Source organism: uncultured Pelagibacterium sp., assembly GCF_963972885.1.
GTDB lineage: Bacteria > Pseudomonadota > Alphaproteobacteria > Rhizobiales > Devosiaceae > Pelagibacterium > Pelagibacterium nitratireducens.
The window spans coordinates 1-22,679 of sequence record NZ_CAXAXY010000046.1 but is presented as its reverse complement, the minus strand read 5'-3'; the positions used below and the strand labels follow the sequence as shown (position 1 = coordinate 22,679).

Below are 22,679 nucleotides of genomic sequence, written 5' to 3'. Positions count from 1 at the left end.
GGTAACTCCAGTCTCCCCGTTCCGGTCCGAATGGACAACCTATTGAGAGCTCACAGCTAGAGCCAAGGATTTGACTGAATCAAATCCTTGGCTTTAAATCCCTGTTTTGTCGCGTGTCCGAACCGCAAAACCGTTTCCATCCCCGATCGCGTCGAGGACATGCTTTTGCTGGACACGCTCTAAAAGGCTGCGCTGTCGCTCAGCGCAGCTCCTCGGCAAGCCCGATAAGGAGCCCTTCAGGCCCCCGGATGTAGCAAAGGCGATAAACGTCTTCATACTGGACGACTTCGCCCACGAGCTGCGCGCCGCGCGTGCGCAGCCTTTCAAGCGTTTCGTCGATGTCGTCCACCGTGAACATGGCGCGCAGATAGCCCAGGGCGTTGACGGGCGCGGTGCGGTGATCGGCAATGACCGTGGGGCGGATGAAGCGCGAGAGTTCGAGCCGGCTGTGGCCGTCGGGCGTGCGCATCATGGCGATCTCCACATGCTGATCGCCCAGCCCGGTCACGCGTCCGGCCCATTCGCCTTCAATCATGGCGCGGCCTTCGAGCTCGAGGCCGAGTTCGGCAAAGAATTCGATCGTCGCCGAGAGATCTTCGACGGCGATGCCTATGTTGTCCATCCGCTTGAGCGCCATTCCATCACTCCTCCCATGTGCCGGGCCAATCTACAGCCTGTTGCCGGATCGGCAAAGGCTTCAGGCGCATCACGCGCTTGTGACAATTTTGCTACATTGCTCACAGACTCGTAGCCGCGCCATGCGCAGTCACGTTTTGCTAAGGGGCCATGCCACAATCTTACCCTAAACCAGCCGGAGAAAGGTTGGCGGTGGGCGGATACGGCGTTCTGGTGCGTGGTGCGCACCGGCCGGTTGTGCCTGCCAAACCCAAGCCCGGCGCGGGAGCATTTTCCCGCCCAACGGGCACGGAGCAGGACACAGATGGTAATCGGCGCGTCCCATTGCAGCGAAACACTCGGCCTTCCGGCATGGAAAAATGTTGCCATCCTGGCGGCAGACATTCGCTCTAATGCCGACACAATGGGCCGATATCATCTGGTCAATCAAACATATGAACTGTCATTGGCAGATCGGCCATGGGCATCTGCAGTTACCCGGTGGGTGGCGCGGGCCCTGAAGGCCGAAACCATAAAAAAACACAGGGTGGCGGCAGGCATACGATCTGCCGTTTGTATCGATACGGTAAGGTTTCCCGGCTCTGCGGCGGGCGCATACGATGGTGTGCGACGGCTTTGCGGCTGGGGCGTGAGAAGGTGTGTAATGCCTATAGTCAGGAGTACTGCGTTCGCTCTGGCTGCGACCTGTTCGGCTCTGCTGTCGCTCGGCACCGTGCTGCCGGCGCAGGCGCAAAGCGCGCTCGATGCCGCCCAGGAACTGGCCCAGATGCTCGATGGCGTGACGGCCACCGAACTGAGCGGGGACAATCTGGTCTCCGCGCTCGAGGGCGCGGCCGATGCCGGCCAGCCCATAGCGCTGTGGCAGCTGGGGACCATGTATGAGACCGGATCGGGGGTTCAGAAAGACCCGGCCAAGGCCTTTCAGTATTTTTCGCGCATTGCCAATGAGAATGCGGACGCGCCGCCAAGCTCGCTCGACGCGGATATCGTGGCGCAGTCCTTCGTCAAGATCGGCGATTACTATCTGCATGGGGTGCCCGATGCCGGCATTCCAGAGGATGCGTCGCGCGGCCAGACGCTGCTGATGCACGCGGCGACCTATTTCGGCGACGCGGATGCGCAGTTTCGGGTGGGCATGCTGTATCTGAGCTCCGAGGGGTTCGGGGTGAACCCGCTGCAGGGCGCGCGCTGGCTGTCGCTGGCGGCCCGAAAGGGGCATCCGGGCGCGCAGGCGCGGCTGGGTGAAATGCTGGTTTTGGGCGACGGTATCGAGGCGCAGCCGGTCGAAGGGCTGATGTGGCTCAATATCGCCTATCGCTCAGCGCTCGGGACGAGCGATGAAGGCTGGATCCGCGAATTGACCGACAGCGCGATGGCCAAGGCCGATCCGACACAGGCCGAAACCGCGCTGCGGGCGGCCGATACTCTGGGAAGCCAGTTCGCCGAATTCTAGAGCCGTTCAGGATTTGAGTGACTCAAATCCTTGGCTCCATACCCTTGTTTTATCGCGTGTCCGAACCGCAAAACCGTTTCCATCCCCGATCGGGTCGAGGACATGCTTTTGCTGGACACGCTCCAGGTTGGGTGATGGCGGCCGGCAAATGGCAATTTTCGACTCGCCCTGACCCAACCTCGCCATACTGCCAAATCTTCAGCTACGCGGCTTTGGCCGAGAGGCCGGCGAGGGTGAAATCGCCTTCGACGGGGACATGGTCGGAGGGCTTGTCCCAGCCACGGGTGTCCTTGTGGATGGTGACGCCGGTGAGCCGGTCGGCGGCCTGGGGCGAGAGCAGCAAATGGTCGATGCGGATGCCGGCGTTGCGGCGCCAGGCGCCGGCCTGGAAATCCCAGAAGGTGAAGACCTGATCGCTGGTCGTGGCGCGCAGGGCGTCGGTCAGACCCAGATTGACGAGGCGGCGCCATTTTTCGAGACTCTCGGGCCGGAACAGGGCATCGCCCCACCAGGCGGACGGATCGTGGCAATCAAGGCCGGTGGGGATGAGGTTGAAATCGCCCATCAGGATGAAGGGTTCCTCATAGGCCAGGCGCTGCTCGACGAAATCGTGGAGCCGGTCCATCCAGCCAAGCTTGTAGGGGAATTTTTCGGTATCGACCGGGTTTCCGTTGGGCAGGTAGATGTTGCACACGCGGACGACACCGCCATCTTCAGTGGAAAAGACGCCTTCGATGAGGCGGGACTGGGGGTCCTCGTCATTGCCCGGCAGGCCGCGATGGACTTCATCAAAAGGGAGCTTTGAGAGCAGGGCGACGCCGTTGAAGCTCTTCTGGCCGTGAGTCTCGACATTGTAGCCGCGCGATTCGAATTCGGCGCGGGGGAAGTTTTCATCCAGGCATTTGATTTCCTGGAGGCCGACGATGTCGGGTTTTGTCTCGTCGAGCCAGGTGAGGACGGCCGGGAGGCGTGCGTTGATGCCGTTGATGTTCCAGGTAGCTATGCGCATCGGGCCGTCTCGTTGGTTGGTCAGCGATCTGAAAGGGCGAGGCGCAGGCCGAGCAGGCCGAAGCTTGCCGCAAAGCTGCGCCTTATCCATTTGAGCACGTCGGGCCGGGAGATGACATAGTCACGCGCCAGTGCGGCGCAGGCTCCGTACCCCACGAAGGTCACAAAGGTTATCGCCATGAACATTGCCGCATGCAAGAGCAGTGTTGGGGTGGCGTTGGGTGTGTCGAGGGGAACGAACTGGGGCAGGAAGGCCAGAAAGAACAGGCTGAGCTTGGGGTTGAGGACGTTGATGAGGGTGCCGCTGGTGGCGATTTTGGCCATGGAGGCTGGCGAGCGGTCGGCCTCGAGCCCCATGGCGCCGCCGGAGCGCAGAATCGACCAGGCCATATAAAGCAGATAGGCAACGCCGAGATATTTGAGGGTCTGGAAGGCCACGGCGCTGGCGTGGAAGATGGCGGCCAGACCGACGATGGAGGCGAGGGCGGAGGGGATGATGCCGAGCGTGCAGCCGAAGGCGGCGGCGATGGACGCCTTGAAGCCGCGCCCAAGCCCCACGGCCAGCGTGTAAAGCACGCCCGAACCGGGGAGCAGACAGACGACCAGGGCAGTGATCAGGAATTCGGTGCTCATGGCTTACCTCCGCGCGCAGGACGGGCAGAGGTAAGCATTATCGTGCGGCCAAGGCGACCCGAAAAATGCGGAAGGTCAGACCGCGAAGCTGGTGCCGCAGCCGCACGAGGCGACGGCGTTGGGGTTCTTGATCTGGAAGGACTGGCCGATCAGATCGTCGACAAAGTCGATTTCGGCGCCGCCCATGAATTCAAGGCTCATCGAATCGATGTAAACGGTGGCCCCGTCCCGGGAAAGGACCAGATCGTCTTCGGTGGGGGTTTCCTTGACGAAATTGTACTCGTACTGGAAACCCGAACACCCGCCGCCCGCTACGGCGATGCGCAGGACGGTGCCGGGGTCTTCCTTTGACAGGATGCGATTGATCCGCTTGGCGGCGCGCTCTGTCAAAACGACCTCGTTCGGTGATAGTTGGATATCGGTCATGGCGCTGCTGCTTTTGATTGCAAATTCGGCCTCCAACATAAGATCGTAGAGCGACGATGAAAAGGGGCTCTCCCACATGAGTGATATGCATGCGGTTTATGCCGCCGATCCGGCACAGTCGCGGGGGCGGGTCTATCGGCCCTCAGCCAGCCCGACACGCAATGAATTTCAGCGGGATCGGGACCGGATCATCCATTCGACGGCGTTCCGGCGGCTGCAACACAAGACGCAGGTTTTCCTTCATCACGAAGGCCAGCACTTCAGAACCCGGCTGACCCATACGCTCGAAGTGAGCCAGATCGCACGCTCGATCGCGCGGGCGCTGCGACTCAACGAGGATCTGGCCGAGGCCGTGGCGCTTTCGCACGATCTGGGGCACACCCCGTTCGGGCATGCCGGCGAGCGGGTGCTGGCCGAGAAAATGGCAGAGCTTGGCGGGTTCGACCACAATATTCAGGCGCTGCGTGTGGTGGGGATGCTGGAGAACCGCTATGCCGACCATGACGGGCTGAACCTGACCTGGGAGACGCTCGAAGGCATCCTCAAGCACAATGGCCCGGTGGTGGGTGCGGCGTCCGAGCATGGGCAGGATATCGGGGCGGCGCTGGCGGACATTCCGGCCAGTGAGGATTTGTTGCCTGAAACCTATGCCAATCTCGAGGCGCAGGTGGCCGCGATTGCCGACGATATTGCCTATAACGCTCACGATATCGACGATGCGGTAAGGGCAGGGCTGGTGGTGATCGACGATCTTGTCGATGTGCCGCTGATGGGGCCGATCGCGCGTGAAGTCGTCGACATGTGGCCGGGACTGGAGCGGGGGCGCCAGATCCACGAGGTGCAGCGGCGGCTGATCACCCGGACCATCGAGGCGGTGATTGCCGAAAGTGCCGAGCGGCTGATCGCGGCGGATCCGCAAAGTGCCGACGACGTGCGGTATGCGGGGCGGGCCCTGATCGGGTTTCCCACCGAGATGGCGGAGGATGAGACCGAACTCAAGGCGTTCATGTTTGCCAAGGTTTATCGCGACGCGCGCGTCATGGGGCCGGTGCGCGAGAGCGAGGCGGTAGTGGGGCGGCTGTTTGACGCCTATATCGCCGATGGAGACATGCCGGGGCGCTGGGGGCTGGCCCACAGCGCCGCACGTTCGAAGGCGGCGCGGGCGCGGATCGTTTGCGATTTCGTGGCCGGGATGACCGACCCGTTCGCGCTTGACGAACACGCCCGTTTGTTTGACGAAAGACCGGAATTCCGGTAACCCGCCCCCGGCATGCCGATATTGGCGTGAAGGTGGGCTGCAAACCCCGGCTTTCGCCGCGCCTTGGCGCCAATCTCGATGTGTCGGCCCAAAATTTCAATCATAGGTTCCTTGAGATGGATGTGTTTGCCCTTTTTGAAGGGCGCGTCACCGATGCGCTGATCGCGAGTTTTCCCGAGCTGGCCGACAATCGGCAATTGTTGGGCCGCGTCGTAGTCGAGCCGCCGCGCGATGCCGCCCACGGGGACCTGTCGACCAATGCGGCGATGGTGGTGGCCAAGCCGCTGGGCAAGAACCCGCGCGAAGTCGCCGCGGCAATTTCCGAGCGGTTTTCAGGCGATGCCGATGTGGCTTCGGTCGAGATCGCCGGACCGGGGTTCATCAATTTCCGGCTGCAGCAAAGCGTCTGGCACAAGGTGCTCTCTTCTATTGCCGAACGCGGCGACGATTTCGGACGGGCCGATGTGGGGCAGGGCGAGAAGGTCAATGTCGAATATGTTTCGGCCAATCCGACCGGGCCGATGCATGTGGGCCATACGCGCGGCGCCGTTTATGGCGACGCGCTGGCATCGCTTCTGGCCTATGCAGGCTACCAGGTGTCCAAGGAATATTACATCAACGATGCCGGATCGCAGGTCGATACGCTGGCCCGCTCGGCTTTCCTGCGCTACCGCGAGGCGCTGGGTGAAACGATTGAAATTCCAGCGGGCTTTTATCCGGGCGACTATCTGGTCCCGGTGGGGCAGGCGCTTATGGAAGAATTCGGCAACTCCTTGTTGGACAAGCCCGAAGAGGCGTGGCTGGCGCCGGTCAAGCAGCATGTGCTGGCCGCAATGCTTGAACTGATCAAGGCCGATCTGAAAAAACTCAATATCGAGCACGACGTGTTCTTTTCCGAAAAGACCCTGCACGGACCAGGGGGCGAGATCGAAAAGACGCTGGCCTGGCTGCGCGAGGAGGGCCTGATCTATGAGGGGCGTCTCGACCCGCCGAAGGGCAAGCTGCCCGACGACTGGGAAGACCGTGAGCAGACGCTGTTTCGCGCCACCCAGTTCGGCGACGACGTGGACCGGGCGCTCGTCAAATCGGACGGCAGCTACACCTATTTTGCAGCCGACATCGCCTATCACCGCAACAAGGTGCTGCGCGGCTTTACGACGCTGATCGACGTTTTGGGCGCCGACCATGCGGGTTATGCCAAGCGCATCGAAGCGGCAGTGAAAGCCGTATCGGGCGGCAAGGCTTCGGCCGACGTGCGGTTCTGCCAGCTGGTCAAGCTGTTGCGGAATGGCGAGCCTGTGAAAATGAGCAAGCGGTCCGGTGACTTGGTGACACTTGCTGATGTTGTGGAAGAAGTTGGTGTGGACGCGACCCGTTTCATGCTGCTGTTCCGGCGCAACGACGCGCCGCTCGATTTCGACTTTGCGCTGGTCAAAGAGCAGAGCAAGGACAATCCGGTTTTTTACGTCCAGTACGCCCATGCGAGGACGTTTTCGATTTTCCGCAATGCGGCGCGCGACCTGCCCAACCTCGATACCTCCGATGCGGCACTGGCTGGAGCCGACCTCTCGTTGCTCGCAACAGGCGATGAAATCGAGTTGATCCGGTTGCTCGGATCCTGGCCGCGGCAGGTTGCGGCGGCGGCGCGGGCGCATGAACCGCATAGACTTGCGTTTTACTTGCACGAGCTTGCGGCGCAATTCCACGCTTTCTGGGGAAAGGGCAAGGAAGATCCCAGCTTACGCTTTGTTAACGACGATGACCCGAAACTGACACTGGCTCGACTCGCGCTTGTGGATGGCGTGCGCCGGGTTCTCGGCAACGGCCTTGATCTTTTAGGCGTCAGCGCCCCGCAAGAGCTTTCATAATTACGGCGCATTGCTGTGAACAGTTCCGTGGGCATGCTCGCAATCAAGGGCAAGTTAAAGCGAAAGACTTTCGGGGCACTGCTCTATGACCGATACAAAGCACAACCCGGCCACGGCGGGTCAGGACTCCGATGATCTGATTGCGGAACTGGCGCGGCTTGTGGCGCAGGATGCCCGCACGGCCGCGGCGCCGGCCAGCGCCCACAGACCCGCCGAGCCGGAGGTTTCCGCCCAGCCCGAGCCCGAACAGCCCGCTCAGGACGACTTTTACCAGGCCGAGCCCGGTTTCGGTGTGCCCCAGGATGTGCCTTTCGAGGGCGAAGGGGAAACCGAGCCGACGCAGGAAGCAGGGCAGAGTGATGCGATGCCGGTTTTCGATTTCGGGTTTGGAACCGCGCAGCGGGCCAGTGTGGACACGCAAGAGGTGTCGGGCGACCCGATTGCCGATTTGATCGCCGACGCCGAAGTGGAGACCTACCAGAGCGATTCTTCGCGGGACGATGATTGGGCCAACCACGACGATCCGCTTCCTGCCGAACCCGAGCCTTCATATGAAGACTATGGGCGTTCGAGCGCGGCGTTTTCCGATACGGCACCGGTGCCGCACGAGCGCGATCCGATCGGCGATATCGAAGCATTGATCGGGGAGGCGGCGCGGGCCAATTCGGTCGATACCGGACTGCCGGGCGGGCGGCGCGTGAAATCGAGCTTTCTCGATGATTTTGAAACCGATGCCGCCGTGGATGCCGCGGAATCGGCGATACTGGCCGCTGCCGCCGCCACCGGGTCTTCGGTGCGGCGCGTCGAGCCTGCAAACGATCCCGAAGATTGGCTCGTGGCGCCAGCACCCCGTCAGATCGAGGAGCGGCCAGAGCCTGCTGTCGATCCGCAGCCGAGCCGGGAGCAATTTATACCCGATCCACTTTTTGCCTCGCCGGTGCCGCCCCCGTCTGAACCGGAAGCGCAAGCGGCGCCAGCCGACTATGCCGACGACGATTACACCGATGAAGCCTATGCCGATGAAGCCTATGCTGAGGAAGAGCCGGCGCCGAGACGCCCGCGCCGCCGGCTTGGCGGATTCGTTTTGCCGGTTGCGGCAGGGGCGGTGATTTTTGCACTGATCGGCGGCGTTTATTTCGCGTTCTTCTCCGGCCCCGGAGAGCCGGGCGAAGCGCCGGTGCTGACCGCCGATGCCTCGCCGCTCAAGGAAGATGCGCCGCCGCAGAGCGAGTCGACAGCCAGCGAATCGGTGGTTTTCAGCGAGATCGAGGGCAATGGCGGGTCTCCCGAAGACGAGGCGCTGGTGTCGCGCGACCAGACCAATGGTGCCAGCGGCGCCCAGGTCGCCGAGGTTCTGGCACCCGAGGACGGCGAAACGGCACTTGCCAATCGTCCGGTGCGTACGGTTACCGTTCGGCCCGACGGCACGATCGTCCAGGCGACCGACAGCGTTGCGGGGTCGAACGTTCTGCCTGTCGAAAGGCCCGATGTGCCTGCTGTTCCCAACAGCACGCTGACCTCCGATCCGATCGGGGAGGCAATTGCGCTGGCCATGGCCGATGGCGAAACAGCAGCGGCGAGCCAAACCGAGGCGCCCGCGGCAGATGCAAGCGAGGCTCTGCCTGAGGCAGCCAGCACCCCTGAAACGGCAGATGAGACCGAAACGGGAGCTGCGGCAACGGCTGAAGATGCCGGTGCGCCGGTGCCGGTCGCGCGGCCGGCCGGACTGACGGCCCAGGATACGACAGCGTCGACGCCCGTTCCCGCATCGGAAGCCCCGGCGACCGAAACGGTTGCCGCTGTCACGCCGACGGAAACAACGCCTGCCCCGGCCGCGGCGGCAGCGACGCCGGCGGCCGATGTCGGTGCGTGGGTGCAATTGTCATCGCAGCGGAGCGAAGCGGATGCGCAGGCCGATATCCCTTCGTTGCAGGCCCGCTATGGTACGCTGTTCAACGGGGCGACGCCCCAGGTCAGCCGGGTCGATCTGGGTGAACGCGGCATATATTATCGCGTACGGCTGCCACAGCCGAGCTTCGATCAGGCCAATTCGGTCTGCACGGCGATCCAGGGGCAGGGTGGCGACTGTTTCGTGCTGAACAACTAGGGCATGCCGCGATTCAGATCATGCTGGACTGCAAACGGCCATTTTCTGCGCTTCCGGTGCTCACGTACATAATGTACGCTCCGCTCCGGTTCTCGAAAACGACCATTTTCGCCTCAGCCTGATCTGAATCACAACATACCCTGGGCACCAACGGCTCTCATGGCTTGACTGGGTTGAGGGGAGTGGCAATGCTGCTCCCCTCTTTTGCTTTGCCAGCGGCGGGATATGGCCGAGACTTCTGATCCCTGGTTCGATGCAGTGCCCGAGCGTGCGCAGGCCGATGCCGTGCTGCATGTGGACGTGCGCGGTTATGAAGGTCCGATGGACCTTCTGCTCGACCTTGCCCGCAAGCAGAAGGTGGATCTTTCGGGCATTTCGGTGCTGGCGCTGGCCGAGCAATATCTGGCGTTTATCGAGACCATCCGCCAGCAGCGGATCGAGGTGGCGGCCGATTATCTGGTGATGGCGGCGTGGCTGGCGTATCTGAAAAGCCGGCTGATGGTGCCGCAGCAGACCGATGACGACGAGCCGAGCGGCGAGGAAATGGCGGCATTGCTGCAGTTCCGGCTGGCGCGGCTCGAAGCGATGCGCGATGCCGCAGGGCGGCTGCTCAATCGCGCGCGGCTGGGGCGCGACGTTTTCGCACGCGGGATGCCCGAGCCGGTCTCAATCACGCGGCATGCGCTGTGGGAGGCCGACCTTTATCAATTGCTGCGGGCCTATGCGGCGCAGCGCGAACGCGGTATTCCGGCCGAATATTCGCCCCACCAGCGCACGGTTTGGGGGTTGCAGGAGGCGCGCGAAATCCTGGAGCGGCTGATCGGGCAGAGTTTTGAGTGGGTATCGCTCGATACCTATCTCGCCGAGTATCTGGCGCGGCCCGAAGAACGGGCGACGGCGATGGCGTCGAGCTTTACGGCATCGCTGGAACTGGTGCGGCTGGGGCAGGTGGAATTGCGCCAGCAAGAGGCCTTCGCGCCGCTCCTTATGCGCCGGCGGCAGGGGGAGACGCCGCAATGAGCGCGCTGGAAAACGATGTTTCCGAACTCCATGAGCGCAATCTGCGCATTCTCGAGGCGCTGCTTTTCGCCTCGGCCGAACCGGTCGATCTGCGCGATGTCGCGCCGTTCCTTTCCGATGGGGCCGATGTGGATGCGCTGATCGATGCGTTGCAGGCGCGCTATGCGGGGCGGGGGATCAATCTGGTGCAGCGCGGGTCGAAATGGGCGTTCCGGACGGCGGACGATCTCAATTTCCTGTTGCGGCGGGAGGAAACCGATACGCGACCGCTGTCGCGGGCGGCGCTCGAGACGCTGGCGATCATTGCCTATCATCAGCCGGTCACGCGGGCGGAAATCGAGGAGGTGCGCGGGGTTTCGATTTCCAAGGGAACGCTGGACGTGCTCATGGAAGCGGGATGGGCGCGGATGCGGGGGCGGCGGCGGACGCCGGGGCGGCCGGTGACCTATGGCACGACCGAGGCGTTTCTGGACCATTTCGGGCTGGAAAGCCTTGGCGATCTGCCCGGGCTCGAGGAACTGAAGGGCGCGGGGCTGCTTTCGAGTCGCGTGCCGCCGAGTTTTTCCGTGCCCATGCCGTTCGACGGGGCGTTGCGCGATGACGAGGATCCACTCGATTCCGACGATCAGGGTGATGCCGAAACCGAGAGCGAAGATTGATCGGCCAGCGGCGCCCCGCGACGATTATGGTCCAACAAGAGCGCACAGCATCCTTGTTTTCGCCGCCAATAATCAATATCTGTGGGCCAGACACATCTGCCGGCCGGCGCCAATGCCGCCGTGCCATTAGGAGGTATTGAAATGAATCCCGGACCCTGGGGACTTCTGGTTATCGCTGTCGTCGTGCTGCTGCTTTTCGGGCGCGGCAAGATTTCGGGCCTGATGGGCGAAGTCGCAGGCGGCATCAAGGCCTTCCGCAAGGGCATGGCCGAAGATGACACGCCTGATGACAAGGCCACGGCCACGATCGACCAGAAGCCCGGTCAGGCTGAGCCCACGCTCAACCAGACCACGGAAGCTGAGACGCGCAAGGACGCCTAAGACGCGTTCTTTCGGCATAGCTTTCAAACGAGGATAGATCAGCATGCTTGGGCTTGGCTGGAGCGAGATGCTCGTTATCGGCATCGTGTTGCTTGTCGTCGTCGGCCCCAAAGACCTGCCGATGATGATGCGCAATGTCGGCCGGATGATGGGTACCGTGCGGCGCATGGGCAATGATTTCCGCCGGGAGATCGACAAGGCCATTGCCGCCGACGAGATCGCCGAGGCCAAGAAGGCTATTTCGGACCCGCTCAAGCAGACCAGCGCAGAGATCAATCGCGAATTCAATTCGATCCGCAATGGCAAGGTTGAGCCGACCGGCAAACTCAAGCCACCCGCTACGGGCGAGGAGAGCGTTGTCGATGCGATCCACGCACAGGCGGGCATGACACCATCGCGGGCCGAACCCTCCGCTGCGTCGGCGGCTTTGCGGGCCAAGGTGAGTGAATCGGTCGCCAAACCGGCCAACGCGGCCACAACCGAGGCCGAGCAACCGGCACCGATTGCCGATGCGCCGGCCAAGACCAAGGTCAAGGCCGCCCCACGCAAAGCGGCGACATCAACGGCCAAAACCTCCGAACCCAAGAGCAAGGCTCCTGCGAAGGCTGCCAAGCCTGCGGCAGCGGCCAAAGCCGCAAAAAAGCCGGCGGCGAAAAAAACCGCCGACGAAAAGCCCGCCGCGCAGCAAAAATCTGCAAGCAAGACCGGCGCAACAAAGACCACGGCCAGAAAAGCGGCACCGGCGCGCAAAAAGGCCGTTGCGGAGACGGGCGGCGATAAATGACCGAGGCACAACAAAAGATCGCGGGATCCGCCGCGCCCAAGGAGGATGACCTCAAGGCCAGCGAGGCGCCGCTGATCGAGCATCTGACCGAGCTGCGCACACGACTGATCTATTCGATCATCGCGCTGGCGGTGCTGTTTATCCTGTGCTTTTTCGTTGCCGACCAGATCTACGGCTTTTTGCTTGGGCCGTTCGTTGCGGCGGCGGGGAGCCCCGAGGCGGTGCGCCTGATCTATACGGCTCCGCAGGAGTTTTTCTTCACCAAGCTGTCGGTGGCCCTGTTTTCCGCCATTTTCCTGGCGTTTCCGATCATCGCTTCGCAGATTTACGCCTTTGTGGCGCCGGGGCTCTACAAGAACGAGCGCCTGGCGTTCCTGCCCTATCTCGTTGCGACGCCGATCTGTTTTCTGGTGGGCGCGGCGCTTGTCTATTATGGCGTGATGCCGCTGGCGCTTGGGTTCTTTTTGGGGATGCAACAGACCGATCCCTCAGGGGTCACCATCGAGATGGTGACGCGGGTCTCGGAATATCTGAGCCTGATCATGACGCTGCTGCTGGCATTCGGGGTATGCTTCCAGTTGCCGGTTATTCTGACGCTGCTGGCGCAGATCGGCCTGATCGGGGTCGACAACCTCAAGGCGTGGCGCAAATACGCGATCGTGGCGATCATCGTGATTGCGGCGTTCCTGACACCACCCGATCCGATTTCGCAGATCGGATTGGCGATCCCCTTGCTGCTGCTCTACGAACTGTCGGTGTTTGCGGTGCGTATTGTCGAAAAACGGCGACTGGAGCGTGAGGCTCAACTGGCCAAGGATCTCGAAGACTAAGCGGTCCTTGAGTTTGACGCGCGGCTCGGCTAGGCACTGTCCGTATCTTTCTTTCCAGCGGACCAGCCCAAAATGTTCGACATCAAATGGATCAGTGCAAATCCTGAAGCGTTCGACGCCGCGCTCAAGACGCGCGGGATGGAGCCGGTTTCCGCATCTCTCGTTGCGCTCGACGATGAGCGGCGCGCGGTCGTGGCCGAGCTCAATTCGGTACAGGAAAAGCGCAACGCATCCTCGAAACTGATCGGGCAGGCCAAGGCGCAAAAGGACGAGGCACGGGCGAGCGAATTGATGGCCGAAGTATCGGGCCTGAAAGACAGGCTCGGCGAACTCGAAGCGCGGGAAAAGGCGCTGACCGAGGAGATTCGGGCTGCGCTGTCGGTGATCCCCAATTTGCCGGCCGAGGGCGTACCGGTGGGTGAAGACGAGGGCGACAACGTTCCCTATTTCCGAGCCAATGAATCCGAAGCGACGCGGCCGGCCAAGCCTGGTCTCGGCTTTGCGCCGAAGGAGCATTACGAGCTCGGCGAAGCGATGGGCGGGATGGATTTCGAAACCGCCGCCAAGCTTTCGGGCAGCCGGTTCGTGGTGCTCAAGGGGCAGATCGCACGGCTGGAGCGGGCGATTGGGCAGTTCATGATCGATCTGCATGTGGATCAGCATGGATATACAGAGGTGCAGCCGCCGCTTTTGGTGAAGGATGATGCGCTCTTTGGCACCAACCAGCTTCCGAAATTTGAGGAAGATTTGTTCTTTGCCCCACACGGTGATGGGCGACTGGCGCTCATTCCGACGGCGGAGGTGCCGCTGACCAATTTCGTGCGCGAGTCGATCCTTCCCGAAGACGAACTGCCGTTGCGGTTTACGGCGCTGACGCCCTGTTTCCGGTCGGAAGCGGGGTCGGCGGGGCGCGATACGCGCGGGATGCTGCGCCAGCACCAGTTCAACAAGGTCGAGATGGTGTCGATCACGACGCCGGAGAAATCGGCCGACGAACATGAGCGGATGCTGGCTTGTGCCGAAGAGGTGCTCAAGCGGCTGGGCATCCATTATCGCGTCATGCAGCTTTGTACCGGCGATATGGGGTTCGGGGCGCGGCGGACCTATGACATCGAGGCGTGGCTGCCGGGGCAGGACACTTATCGCGAGATCTCCTCGGTTTCGGTGTGCGGGGATTTCCAGGCGCGGCGCATGGATGCGCGCTATCGTGACGCCAATGGCAAGCCGCAATTTGTCCATACGCTCAACGGATCGGGCGTTGCCGTGGGGCGGGCGCTGATCGCTGTTATGGAAAACTACCAGAACGAAGATGGTTCGGTGACCATTCCCGATGCGCTGCGTCCTTATATGGGCGGGATCGAAAAGATCGGCGGATGAAAGCCAATCCTCGTATCCTTTTGACCAATGATGACGGCATCGACGCGCCGGGGCTCGCCGTGCTGCTCGATGTTGCGCGCCAACTGTCCAACGATGTGTGGGTGGTGGCGCCGGCAAACAACCAGAGCGGCACCGGGCACCGGATGACGTTCGGCTATGAAATCGAGATCGAGACACGCGGCGAGCGCATCTATTGTCTCGACGGCACGCCGGCTGACTGCGTGGTGGCCGGGATTACCCATGTGCTCAAGGACGGTCGTCCCGATATCGTCCTGTCGGGCGTCAATCGCGGGCAGAACCTTGGCGATATCATGCATTGCTCGGGGACGGCGGCGGGGGCGCGCGAGGGCGCGCTGCATGGTGCCATCGGGATCGCGTTGAGCCAGGCCATGGATTACGACCATGGGCGCGACGAGATCGACTGGGGGCCGGCGGCTGAACTGGGGGCGGAAACGGTGCGGTCCATTCTGGATGTGGCCGGAGCGCGCGACACCTATTTCAACGTCAATTTTCCGATCTGCGCGCCCCACGAGGTGAGCGGCATCAGGCTGGTGCCGCATCAGCGATTCGCGCATTCGCCGTTCGAGCTTTATCCGAGCGACAATCCGGGCAAGCATTTCGTGACGATTCTGAATACGCCCAAACCTCTGGACGCGGGCGCGGATTTCCATATCCTGCATGAAGACAAGGCGATCACGGTGACCCCGCTCATGCTGCAGCAGACCGATATGAATTTCGTCCAGCGCCACGAAGGGCGATTGCCGTTCACGGGTCCTGGGCGGACCTAAACGAGGGGGCGGGGCGTTTGACCGATTACTGGGAAGCGCGGGCCGGCCTGATCCTGAACCTTCGCCAGCTCGGTGTGACCGACCCGGACATCCTGCGCGCTTTCGAGACCGTTCCGCACGAAAAATTCGTGCCTGAGGATTTCGGCGAATACGCCTATCGCGAATCCTCGCTTCCCATCGCGTGCGGTCAGTCGATCACAGCGCCCGGTCTTCTGGCGCAATTGCTGGTGCCGCTTGCGCCACAGGGCACCAACAAGGTGCTGGAGGTGGGGACGGGCTCGGGCTATTCGGCCGCGCTGCTGTCGCGGATGGCAAGGCGTGTGTTCTCGATCGAAAAATACAGGACGCTGGCCAGCGGCGCGCAGGGGCGCTGGCAGGGGCTGGGCTATACCAACATTGTCGGGCTCAACGAGGATGGCCTTTTGGGCCTCGAACAACAGGCGCCATTCGAGCGCATCCTTTTGACCGGGTCGGTGGGCGAGGTGCCCGAGGAGCTTGTCGAGCAGCTTGCCGACGGGGGAATTGCGGTGATGGCGGTCGGCGCGCCGTCAGACAGGCAGGCGATTTTGCGGATCGAAAGGGCCGATGACAGTTTCATCGAGACCGAAACGGGCACGGTGCGGCTGGCGCCGCTGAGCCCCGGCCGCGCGCGCGGCGCATAACTTTGCGTAATGGTAGCGTCTTTAAGCTCGTCTTTACCTTAACAAGTCTACTCTAATTTCCATTGAGTAGACGAGTTGACAGGCACTTCCCATGACCTTGAGCGTAACGGGTTCCAATCTGCGCAGCGCCGGCTCTGCACTTGCGATGAGTGTTGCCGCCCTCGTGTTGGCAGGGTGTTCCTCGATGGGTTCATTCGGAGGCGATTCCACGGTGACGGGATCAACCTCGCGGATGGGTGGCGCCGCAGTGGGCCAGGCAATGCCAGCGTATCTGCCCCCAGCCAATATCGGTGGCGGGGCAACGGCAGTTGCCAATACCGGACCGGTCCTGATCGACCGGACGACCGCTTCGCCGGTCGGTACGCAGTCGGCCGTCGTCTCCCAGGATCTTCCCGCTTTGCAGCCGTCTTCAGTAACGAGTACCCAAGCCATGCCTGCACAAACCGCCGCAGTATCCTCTCCTTCGCCAAATTCTTCCCAGCCCACCGCATCGAGCGCTCCGCAGCTCGGCGTGGTGCAGGGTGATACCTACAAGCACACAATCGCTTCGGGTGAATCGCTCTATACGATCGCCCGCCGCTACGATGTGAGCGCAACCGACGTGATTGCCGCCAACAACATCACCTCGCCAGACAAGATTGTCGTCGGGCAGAGCCTGATCATTCCGGGGCGTCCCGATCTTCTGGCCCAGCGCGGGCAGACCCAGCAGGTCGCCGCGGTTTCGGGATCGCAAACCCTGACGTCGCCGAACGGGGCGACCGCTGCCAATACGCAGACGGCAACGCCGGCGCCCGCCGCGGCCCCTGAGCCGGTGGAGCGGCCCGACGAAACTCAGCCAACCCAAGTGGCCGCAGCGCCAACGCAGCAGCCTACACCGGCCGCGACCGGTTCTGTGACCAGCGACAAGTTCCGCTGGCCGCTGTCGGGGCGGGTCATTACAGATTTCGCCGCTTCGCGCGGCACCGGCATCAATATCGAAGCGCCGGAAGGCACCTCGGTGCGCGCCGCCGAAAATGGCGAAGTCATCTATGTTGGCAACGCCGTCGAGGGCTATGGCAATCTGGTGCTGGTCAAGCACGCCAATGGCTTTGTGTCGGCCTATGCGCACCTCAACACGATCGGGGTTGTCAAAGGCGATGCCATATCGCGCGGCGATGCCATCGGCACAGTGGGCATGACCGGATCGGTCAGCCGCCCTCAGCTTCACTTCGAGCTGCGCAAGGGCGCGACGCCGGTCGATCCGATGCCGCTTCTGGCCGGCTAGACGGCTTTACAAATACTGGTAGGCAATGCTCCTTGTTGGGGCCGGTCCAGGAGGGCCGGCCCTTTCGTTTGTTAGCCGATCGACTTGCCTTTGATACCAGCGAGGTGGCGGACGAACTGGATGGCGACGCGGCCGGAACGGGATCCGCGAGTCGCCGACCACTCGATGGCCAAAGCGCGCAGTTCGTCCTCGCCGACCTCTATGCCGTAGTGAGCGACATAGTTACGCACCATGGCGAGATAGGTATCCTGATCGCAATTGTGAAAGCCCAGCCAGAGACCGAAACGGTCCGAAAGCGAGACCTTTTCCTCGACCGCTTCGCTGGGATTGATGGCCGTCGAGCGCTCGTTTTCGATCATGTCGCGCGGCATCAGGTGGCGGCGGTTCGAGGTTGCGTAGAACAGGGTGTTGGCAGGGCGTCCTTCGAGCCCGCCGTCGAGTACGGATTTGAGGGCCTTGTAGCTGGACTCGTCGCGATCGAAACTGAGGTCGTCGCAATAGATGATGAAGCGCTCGGGCCGGTCCACAAGGAAGCGCAGAAGCACAGGCAGGGTGGCGATGTCCTCGCGGGCGATCTCGATGAGGATGAGGCGGGAAAGCCCCGGCTCGGCTGAGCTTTCGATGTGACCGTGAATCGCCTTGACCATCGAGGACTTGCCCATGCCGCGGGCGCCCCAGAGCAGGGCATTGTTGGCGCCGTGGCCGCGGGCGAAGGCGAGGGTGTTGTCCAAAAGGATGTCGCGCAGATGGGCCACACCCTCGAGCAGGTCGAGCGGGATGCGGTTGACGCTGCGCACCGGGCGCAGGATGTGGTCGGCGCCGTCCCAGAGATAGGCGTTTATTCCGTCCTCGATCCGGGCGGTCGCTTCGGCGTTTCCGGCCATGGTGTCGAGCGTGCGCGCGATCTTTTCGAGCGACGCGGAAATGGCCGAAAGCTTGTCTGTATTTTCCACTGGAGAATAGTCCCTGAATGTGCCCGATAGGCTTTGCCTTTCGCCGGGCCCGCTAGTATAGTCCGCGCGATTTTTTGGGAGCAAAATACCTGCCCAAAACCGCAAGCGTCCCTATATGGGACAATCAGTCCTGCTTTGACAAGCAGACCGCTACGGAGTGCCTTAATGTTCGTTACGCCAGCCTTTGCCCAGGGTGCAGCAGCACCCTCCGGGATGGACTTTATTTCCAGCTTTATTCCCATCATCCTGCTTATTGCCATTTTCTGGTTCCTTATCTTCCGCCCGCAGCAGAAGCGGATGAAGACCCATCAGGCCATGCTGGCGGCCGTGAAGCGGGGCGATACCATCGTCACCAATGGTGGTGTCGTGGGCAAGGTGACCAAGGCCGTCGACGGCGAAGACCTGGAAGTGGAAATCGCAACCGGGGTCAAGATCAAGGTCGTTCGGACCATGATTTCGGACGTGCGGACCAAATCCGAGCCGGTCAACGACAACAAATAGTCGATTGATTTATCCGCCGGGCCAGCGCCTTGCGAACGCGAACCGATAGCGCCGGCGTGCCTAGAGCGCCGGCGCTATGGATCATTAAAAAACAAAGGTTTCCCATGAAGTTCCCGCCGTTCCGGACCATTGCCGTTCTTCTGGTGACGCTGCTCAGCGTCCTGGCGGTCTTGCCGAATTTCCTCAGTGAGCAGACCAAGGCCGGTTTGCCGGACTGGCTGCCGAACCAGGAAATCGTGCTCGGTCTCGATCTGCAGGGCGGGTCGCACCTTCTGTTGCAGGTCAACCGCGACGATATCGTCGAGGGTCGGATCAGCGACATCCGGCGCGATGCACGCGCCACTCTGATCGAGGCGGGTATCGGGAGCCTGATTACCACCGACGGCGCGACGCTCAATGTCGAATTGACCGATCCGAGCCAGCTCGACGCGGCGCAGGCAGCGCTCGAGCCGCTTGCGCAGCCCGCAGAGGGCGGGATTTTCGGTGGCGGCACGGCGGCGCCCGAGATCGATATTGCCACATCGGGCGGCCGTATCCTGATTACGCTGACCGAGGACGCCATTTCGAGCCGCATGTCCTCGCTTGTGGCGCAGTCGCTCGAGGTTATCCGCAGCCGCATCGACGAGGTGGGAACCACCGAGCCGATCATCCAGCGCCAGGGCGAAGACCGGATCCTGGTGCAGGTGCCCGGTTTCGGCGATTCCGAGAGGCTCAAGGACCTGATCAGCCAGACGGCGCGTTTGACGTTCCATCTGGTCTATCCCTCGATGAGCGCGGCTCAGGCGCAGGCCCAGGGCCTGCCGGCGGGGACGATGATCGTGCCCAGCACCGACGGGTTCGACGAACTGCTTTATGAGGACGTGGCCATTGGTGGCGAGGAACTCGTGGATGCACAGCCCTCGTTCGACCAGAACAGCCAGCCGGTCGTCTCTTTCCGCTTCAACACCCAGGGGGCGATCACGTTCGGCGAAATCACATCGGAGAATGTCGGGCGCCGGTTTGCCATCGTGCTCGACGGCCAGGTGATCACCGCGCCGACCATCCAGCAGTCCATCACCGGCGGCACAGGCCAGATCTCAGGCAATTTCACATCCGAGTCGGCGAGCGATCTGGCGGTCCTGCTGCGCGCGGGCGCGCTTCCGGCGACGCTTGATATTGTCGAGGAACGCACGGTGGGTCCGAGCCTTGGCGCGGACTCGATCAATGCGGGCGTGACCGCGGGGCTGATCGGTACGGCGGGCGTGGTGCTGTTCATGCTGGCGGCCTACGGGCTGTTCGGGGTGTTTGCCAATATCGCGCTGGTGCTCAATATCGGCATGATCCTGGCGGCACTTTCAACGCTGGGGGCGACGCTGACGCTTCCGGGCATCGCCGGTATCGTTTTGACTGTCGGTATGGCCGTCGATTCCAACGTGCTGATTTTCGAGCGCATACGCGAGGAACTGGGGGCAGGGCGATCTCCGTTCCAGGCCATCGATTCAGGGTTCAAGCGGGCGATGACCACCATCATCGACGCCAACGTCACGACGCTTATTGCGGCCGTTGTACTGTTCTTCCTCGGCTCGGGGCCGGTTCAGGGCTTTGCCGTGACGCTGGCGATCGGCGTTCTGACCACGATGTTCACCGCTTATCTGGTGACCCAGCTTTTGGTGACGACCTGGTTCCAGAACCGGCGTCCCAAGACGCTCAAGGTCAACATACTGGAGCGCTTTCTGCCGCTTGAGCCCAAGCTGCCTTTCATGAGCTGGCGCAAGTTCGGCTTTGCCTTCACGCTGGTGCTGCTGGTCAGCACCGTTGCGCTGGAAGCCTCGCGCGGGCTCAATCTGGGCATCGATTTTACCGGCGGTAGTGCCATCGAATTGCAGGCCAATGATGGAGACGCCGATATCGGCGATCTGCGCACCCGGCTGGGCGATCTTGGGATCGGGGAAGTGCAGGTTCAGGAATTCGGCTCGCCCTCGGACGTTCTTGTGCGCATCGGCACGCAGGACGGCGACGAGACCGCCCAGCAAGCGGCTGTGCAGCAAGTGACCGATGCTGTTGCAGAGGACTACGAGGTGCGGCGCACCGAGGCGGTGAGCGGCACGGTATCGTCGGAGTTGGCGTTCAACGGTATCGTGGGCATACTGGTGGCGATGTTGGGCATCGTGATCTATGTCTGGCTGCGATTCGAGTGGCAGTTCAGCGTCGGCGCCATTATGGCGCTGGTTCACGACGTGGTGCTCACCGTGGGGTTGTTCGCCCTGCTCCAACTCGAGTTCAATCTTTCGAGTATCGCGGCCGTGCTGACAGTGATCGGTTATTCGCTCAACGATACTGTGGTGATCTATGACCGGATTCGCGAGAATCTGGCCAAGTACAAGCGGATCAGCCTGTCGGAAATCATCAACATGTCGTTGAACCAGACGCTGACGCGGACCATCCTGACCGGTGGCACGACGGCGCTGGCGCTGATCGCGCTGGTGATCTTTGGCGGCGAAGTGATCCGCAGCTTCACCCTGGCCATGGCCTGGGGCGTGTTTGTGGGCACTTATTCATCGGTGTTCGTTTCGGCGCCAATCCTGCTCTATCTGGGCGTCAAGACGCGTGCCGAGACGGAAGTGAGCGACAAGCCCAAGCCTGAGCGCCGCGCCGACGGCGCTGCGGTTTAGCGCCCGTGGCCTGGGAAGCAGGTCAGGGGCACTATCCCTATCAGGCGACGATCGACGCCTATGGCGATGGCGGGTTCCGGTTTGCAGAGATGTCGCATCGGGGCTCGCTGATCTGCCTGCCTTCGGGAATGTACGCCTGGGACGTCGACGCCGCCGGGGATGTGACGCTCGCCTCCCTTACGCGAGTCATCGAGAATGCCGACAACATCGACGTTCTGCTGATCGGCATGGGTCCCGATATTGCCGCGATCGCACCTGAAATCCGTTCGGCATTGCGCGAGAAGGGTGTGATTGTCGAAGCGGTTTCGACCGGCAGCGCCATTCGGACCTATAACGTGCTGCTTGCCGAGAATCGGGCAGTTGGCGCGGCGTTGATCAGCGTCGAAAAGGCGCGCTAGATGAGCGACAGTTTTGCGCTTGCGGCGGATCAATTGCGCGAACTCGATCGGGATCGTTACGCCGCCAGCCTTGTCATTCCGAGCGAGCACCGCGCGGCGGTGCAATCGATTTTCGCCTTTTCCGCCGAGGTCGCAGCGATCCGTGAGCGGGTTTCAGAGCCGACGCCGGGCGAGATCCGGCTGCAATGGTGGGTCGATGCCGTCGAGGGGGAAGGGCACGGCGCCATTGCCAGCAATCCGGTGGCGGACGCGTTGTTCAGAACGCTTGAGCGCCATGAATTGCCCGGCGGTCCGCTGCTGCGGCTGCTGGCGGCGCGGCGATTCGATCTCTATCACGATCCCATGCCCGATATCGGCCAGTTCGAAGGCTATGCTGGCGAGACGGTTTCGGTGCTCTACCAATATGCCGCGATGATTCTTGCGGGCGGACCGGTGGACGAGGCCGCTGACGCTGCCGGGCATCTGGGGGTGGCGCAGGCGCTTGCCGGCCACGTTCGGGCCTTTGGCTACAATGCCTCGCGCCAGCAGCTTTTCCTGCCCTTGGCGCTGTTTACGGCGCACGGCGTGCGCGAGGCCGACATTTATGCCGGCAAGGACAGCGACGGGGTTCGGGCGGCGTTGGCACAGGCGGGCGACCTGGCGCAGACGCATGCCGAAAAGGCGGCTCTTGCCATTGCCGGCCTGGATGCGGGCATCAAACCGGCGTTTGCCAGCCTGGCCCTGGTCAGGGCCGATATCCGCGCACTGGCCCGGCAAATCGAGCAGCCCTTCACGGCACTGCCACCACCTTCGGCCTTTGGCCGATTGGCAGCGGTGATCTGGTGGACGTTGCGGAACGCCCGCTAAGGCTTGGAGTCGCGGCCCGATTGAATCGGTCCGTCCCTCCAAGTCCTTGTTTTGTTGCGTGTCCGAACCGCAAAACCGTTTCCATCCCCGATCGTGTCGAGGACATGCTTTTGCTGGACACGCCCTAGAGCGCGTCTTGATCTGATTGAATCGGTTTGGGATTCCCAAATCGATTT

General features: G+C 62.2%; 21 protein-coding genes and 1 pseudogene. 17 read left to right on the top strand and 5 right to left on the bottom strand.

Translation table 11 applies throughout. The features are described from left to right. Nucleotides 1-199 precede the first annotated feature (199 nt). Nucleotides 200-637: a VOC family protein gene (locus tag AACZ55_RS09330; RefSeq protein WP_338606755.1), complete on the bottom strand. Its 438-nt coding sequence runs from the start codon at nucleotides 635-637 to the stop codon at nucleotides 200-202. Nucleotides 638-1,279: 642 nt separating this feature from the next. Here AACZ55_RS09330 and AACZ55_RS09325 point away from each other — a divergent pair. After that, nucleotides 1,280-2,089, top strand: a complete 810-nt coding sequence (locus tag AACZ55_RS09325; RefSeq protein ID WP_339645478.1) for a tetratricopeptide repeat protein — start codon at nucleotides 1,280-1,282, stop codon at nucleotides 2,087-2,089. Between the two features lie 202 nt (nucleotides 2,090-2,291). Here AACZ55_RS09325 and xth read toward each other — a convergent pair whose 3' ends face one another. The 3 genes from xth to erpA all read right to left on the bottom strand — a co-directional run bounded on the left by xth (nucleotide 2,292) and on the right by erpA (nucleotide 4,156). Further along, nucleotides 2,292-3,098: an exodeoxyribonuclease III gene (gene xth, locus AACZ55_RS09320; protein WP_338606757.1), complete on the bottom strand. Its 807-nt coding sequence runs from the start codon at nucleotides 3,096-3,098 to the stop codon at nucleotides 2,292-2,294. Nucleotides 3,099-3,118: 20 nt separating this feature from the next. After that, a complete protein-coding gene (locus AACZ55_RS09315; RefSeq protein ID WP_339645475.1) occupies nucleotides 3,119-3,730 on the bottom strand; it encodes a LysE family translocator in 612 nt (203 codons plus the stop codon). A gap of 75 nt (nucleotides 3,731-3,805) precedes the next feature. Beyond that, nucleotides 3,806-4,156, bottom strand: coding sequence for an iron-sulfur cluster insertion protein ErpA (gene erpA, locus AACZ55_RS09310; protein ID WP_338606759.1), 351 nt, complete (start codon nucleotides 4,154-4,156; stop codon nucleotides 3,806-3,808). 70 nt (nucleotides 4,157-4,226) lie between these two features. On the opposite strand from erpA, the pseudogene AACZ55_RS09305 reads away from it, so the two are divergent. The 12 genes and pseudogenes from AACZ55_RS09305 to AACZ55_RS09250 all read left to right on the top strand — a co-directional run. After that, nucleotides 4,227-5,414 (top strand): annotated as a pseudogene (locus AACZ55_RS09305) (deoxyguanosinetriphosphate triphosphohydrolase); the annotation flags it as partial. Nucleotides 5,415-5,530: 116 nt separating this feature from the next. Further along, on the top strand, nucleotides 5,531-7,282 hold the full coding sequence (argS, locus tag AACZ55_RS09300; RefSeq protein ID WP_339645471.1) for an arginine--tRNA ligase: 1,752 nt from the start codon (nucleotides 5,531-5,533) through the stop codon (nucleotides 7,280-7,282). Nucleotides 7,283-7,367: 85 nt separating this feature from the next. Further along, a complete protein-coding gene (locus AACZ55_RS09295) occupies nucleotides 7,368-9,389 on the top strand; it encodes an SPOR domain-containing protein (protein ID WP_339645469.1) in 2,022 nt (673 codons plus the stop codon). A 225-nt stretch (nucleotides 9,390-9,614) separates the two neighbouring features. Next, nucleotides 9,615-10,409 carry a ScpA family protein gene (locus tag AACZ55_RS09290; protein ID WP_338606762.1) on the top strand — a complete coding sequence of 265 codons (795 nt, stop codon included), beginning with the start codon at nucleotides 9,615-9,617 and terminating at the stop codon, nucleotides 10,407-10,409. Then, nucleotides 10,406-11,068 (top strand): SMC-Scp complex subunit ScpB, encoded by a 663-nt coding sequence (gene scpB, locus AACZ55_RS09285; protein ID WP_339645466.1) that lies wholly within the window; start codon nucleotides 10,406-10,408, stop codon nucleotides 11,066-11,068. Before AACZ55_RS09290 ends, scpB begins: the two co-directional genes overlap by 4 nt. 141 nt (nucleotides 11,069-11,209) lie before the next feature. After that, on the top strand, nucleotides 11,210-11,449 hold the full coding sequence (gene tatA / locus AACZ55_RS09280; RefSeq protein ID WP_338606764.1) for a twin-arginine translocase TatA/TatE family subunit: 240 nt from the start codon (nucleotides 11,210-11,212) through the stop codon (nucleotides 11,447-11,449). Nucleotides 11,450-11,492: 43 nt separating this feature from the next. Continuing rightward, entirely contained in the window at nucleotides 11,493-12,233 is a 741-nt protein-coding gene (gene tatB / locus AACZ55_RS09275) for a Sec-independent protein translocase protein TatB (protein ID WP_339645462.1), read from the top strand. Then, on the top strand, nucleotides 12,230-13,063 hold the full coding sequence (tatC, locus tag AACZ55_RS09270; RefSeq protein WP_339645459.1) for a twin-arginine translocase subunit TatC: 834 nt from the start codon (nucleotides 12,230-12,232) through the stop codon (nucleotides 13,061-13,063). Before tatB ends, tatC begins: the two co-directional genes overlap by 4 nt. Nucleotides 13,064-13,135: 72 nt before the next feature. Next, entirely contained in the window at nucleotides 13,136-14,440 is a 1,305-nt protein-coding gene (gene serS, locus AACZ55_RS09265) for a serine--tRNA ligase (RefSeq protein ID WP_339645456.1), read from the top strand. Then, nucleotides 14,437-15,228, top strand: coding sequence for a 5'/3'-nucleotidase SurE (surE, locus tag AACZ55_RS09260; protein WP_338606768.1), 792 nt, complete (start codon nucleotides 14,437-14,439; stop codon nucleotides 15,226-15,228). Before serS ends, surE begins: the two co-directional genes overlap by 4 nt. Nucleotides 15,229-15,245: 17 nt before the next feature. Further along, nucleotides 15,246-15,890, top strand: a complete 645-nt coding sequence (locus AACZ55_RS09255; protein ID WP_339645452.1) for a protein-L-isoaspartate(D-aspartate) O-methyltransferase — start codon at nucleotides 15,246-15,248, stop codon at nucleotides 15,888-15,890. Between the two features lie 91 nt (nucleotides 15,891-15,981). Next, the gene (locus AACZ55_RS09250) at nucleotides 15,982-17,154 is read left to right on the top strand and encodes a M23 family metallopeptidase (RefSeq protein WP_338606770.1); all 1,173 of its coding nucleotides are present in this window, start codon (nucleotides 15,982-15,984) and stop codon (nucleotides 17,152-17,154) included. Nucleotides 17,155-17,225: 71 nt separating this feature from the next. Here AACZ55_RS09250 and AACZ55_RS09245 read toward each other — a convergent pair whose 3' ends face one another. Continuing rightward, nucleotides 17,226-18,107 carry an ATP-binding protein gene (locus AACZ55_RS09245; protein ID WP_339645448.1) on the bottom strand — a complete coding sequence of 294 codons (882 nt, stop codon included), beginning with the start codon at nucleotides 18,105-18,107 and terminating at the stop codon, nucleotides 17,226-17,228. A 165-nt stretch (nucleotides 18,108-18,272) separates the two neighbouring features. On the opposite strand from AACZ55_RS09245, the gene yajC reads away from it, so the two are divergent. The 4 genes from yajC to AACZ55_RS09225 all read left to right on the top strand — a co-directional run bounded on the left by yajC (nucleotide 18,273) and on the right by AACZ55_RS09225 (nucleotide 22,503). Beyond that, a complete protein-coding gene (yajC, locus tag AACZ55_RS09240; protein WP_338606772.1) occupies nucleotides 18,273-18,608 on the top strand; it encodes a preprotein translocase subunit YajC in 336 nt (111 codons plus the stop codon). A 104-nt stretch (nucleotides 18,609-18,712) separates the two neighbouring features. Next, nucleotides 18,713-21,259: a protein translocase subunit SecD gene (secD, locus tag AACZ55_RS09235; RefSeq protein ID WP_338606773.1), complete on the top strand. Its 2,547-nt coding sequence runs from the start codon at nucleotides 18,713-18,715 to the stop codon at nucleotides 21,257-21,259. 5 nt (nucleotides 21,260-21,264) lie between these two features. Further along, nucleotides 21,265-21,657: an MTH938/NDUFAF3 family protein gene (locus AACZ55_RS09230; RefSeq protein ID WP_338606774.1), complete on the top strand. Its 393-nt coding sequence runs from the start codon at nucleotides 21,265-21,267 to the stop codon at nucleotides 21,655-21,657. Continuing rightward, nucleotides 21,658-22,503: a squalene/phytoene synthase family protein gene (locus AACZ55_RS09225; protein ID WP_339645444.1), complete on the top strand. Its 846-nt coding sequence runs from the start codon at nucleotides 21,658-21,660 to the stop codon at nucleotides 22,501-22,503. It begins immediately after the preceding gene. Nucleotides 22,504-22,679: the final 176 nt, after the last annotated feature.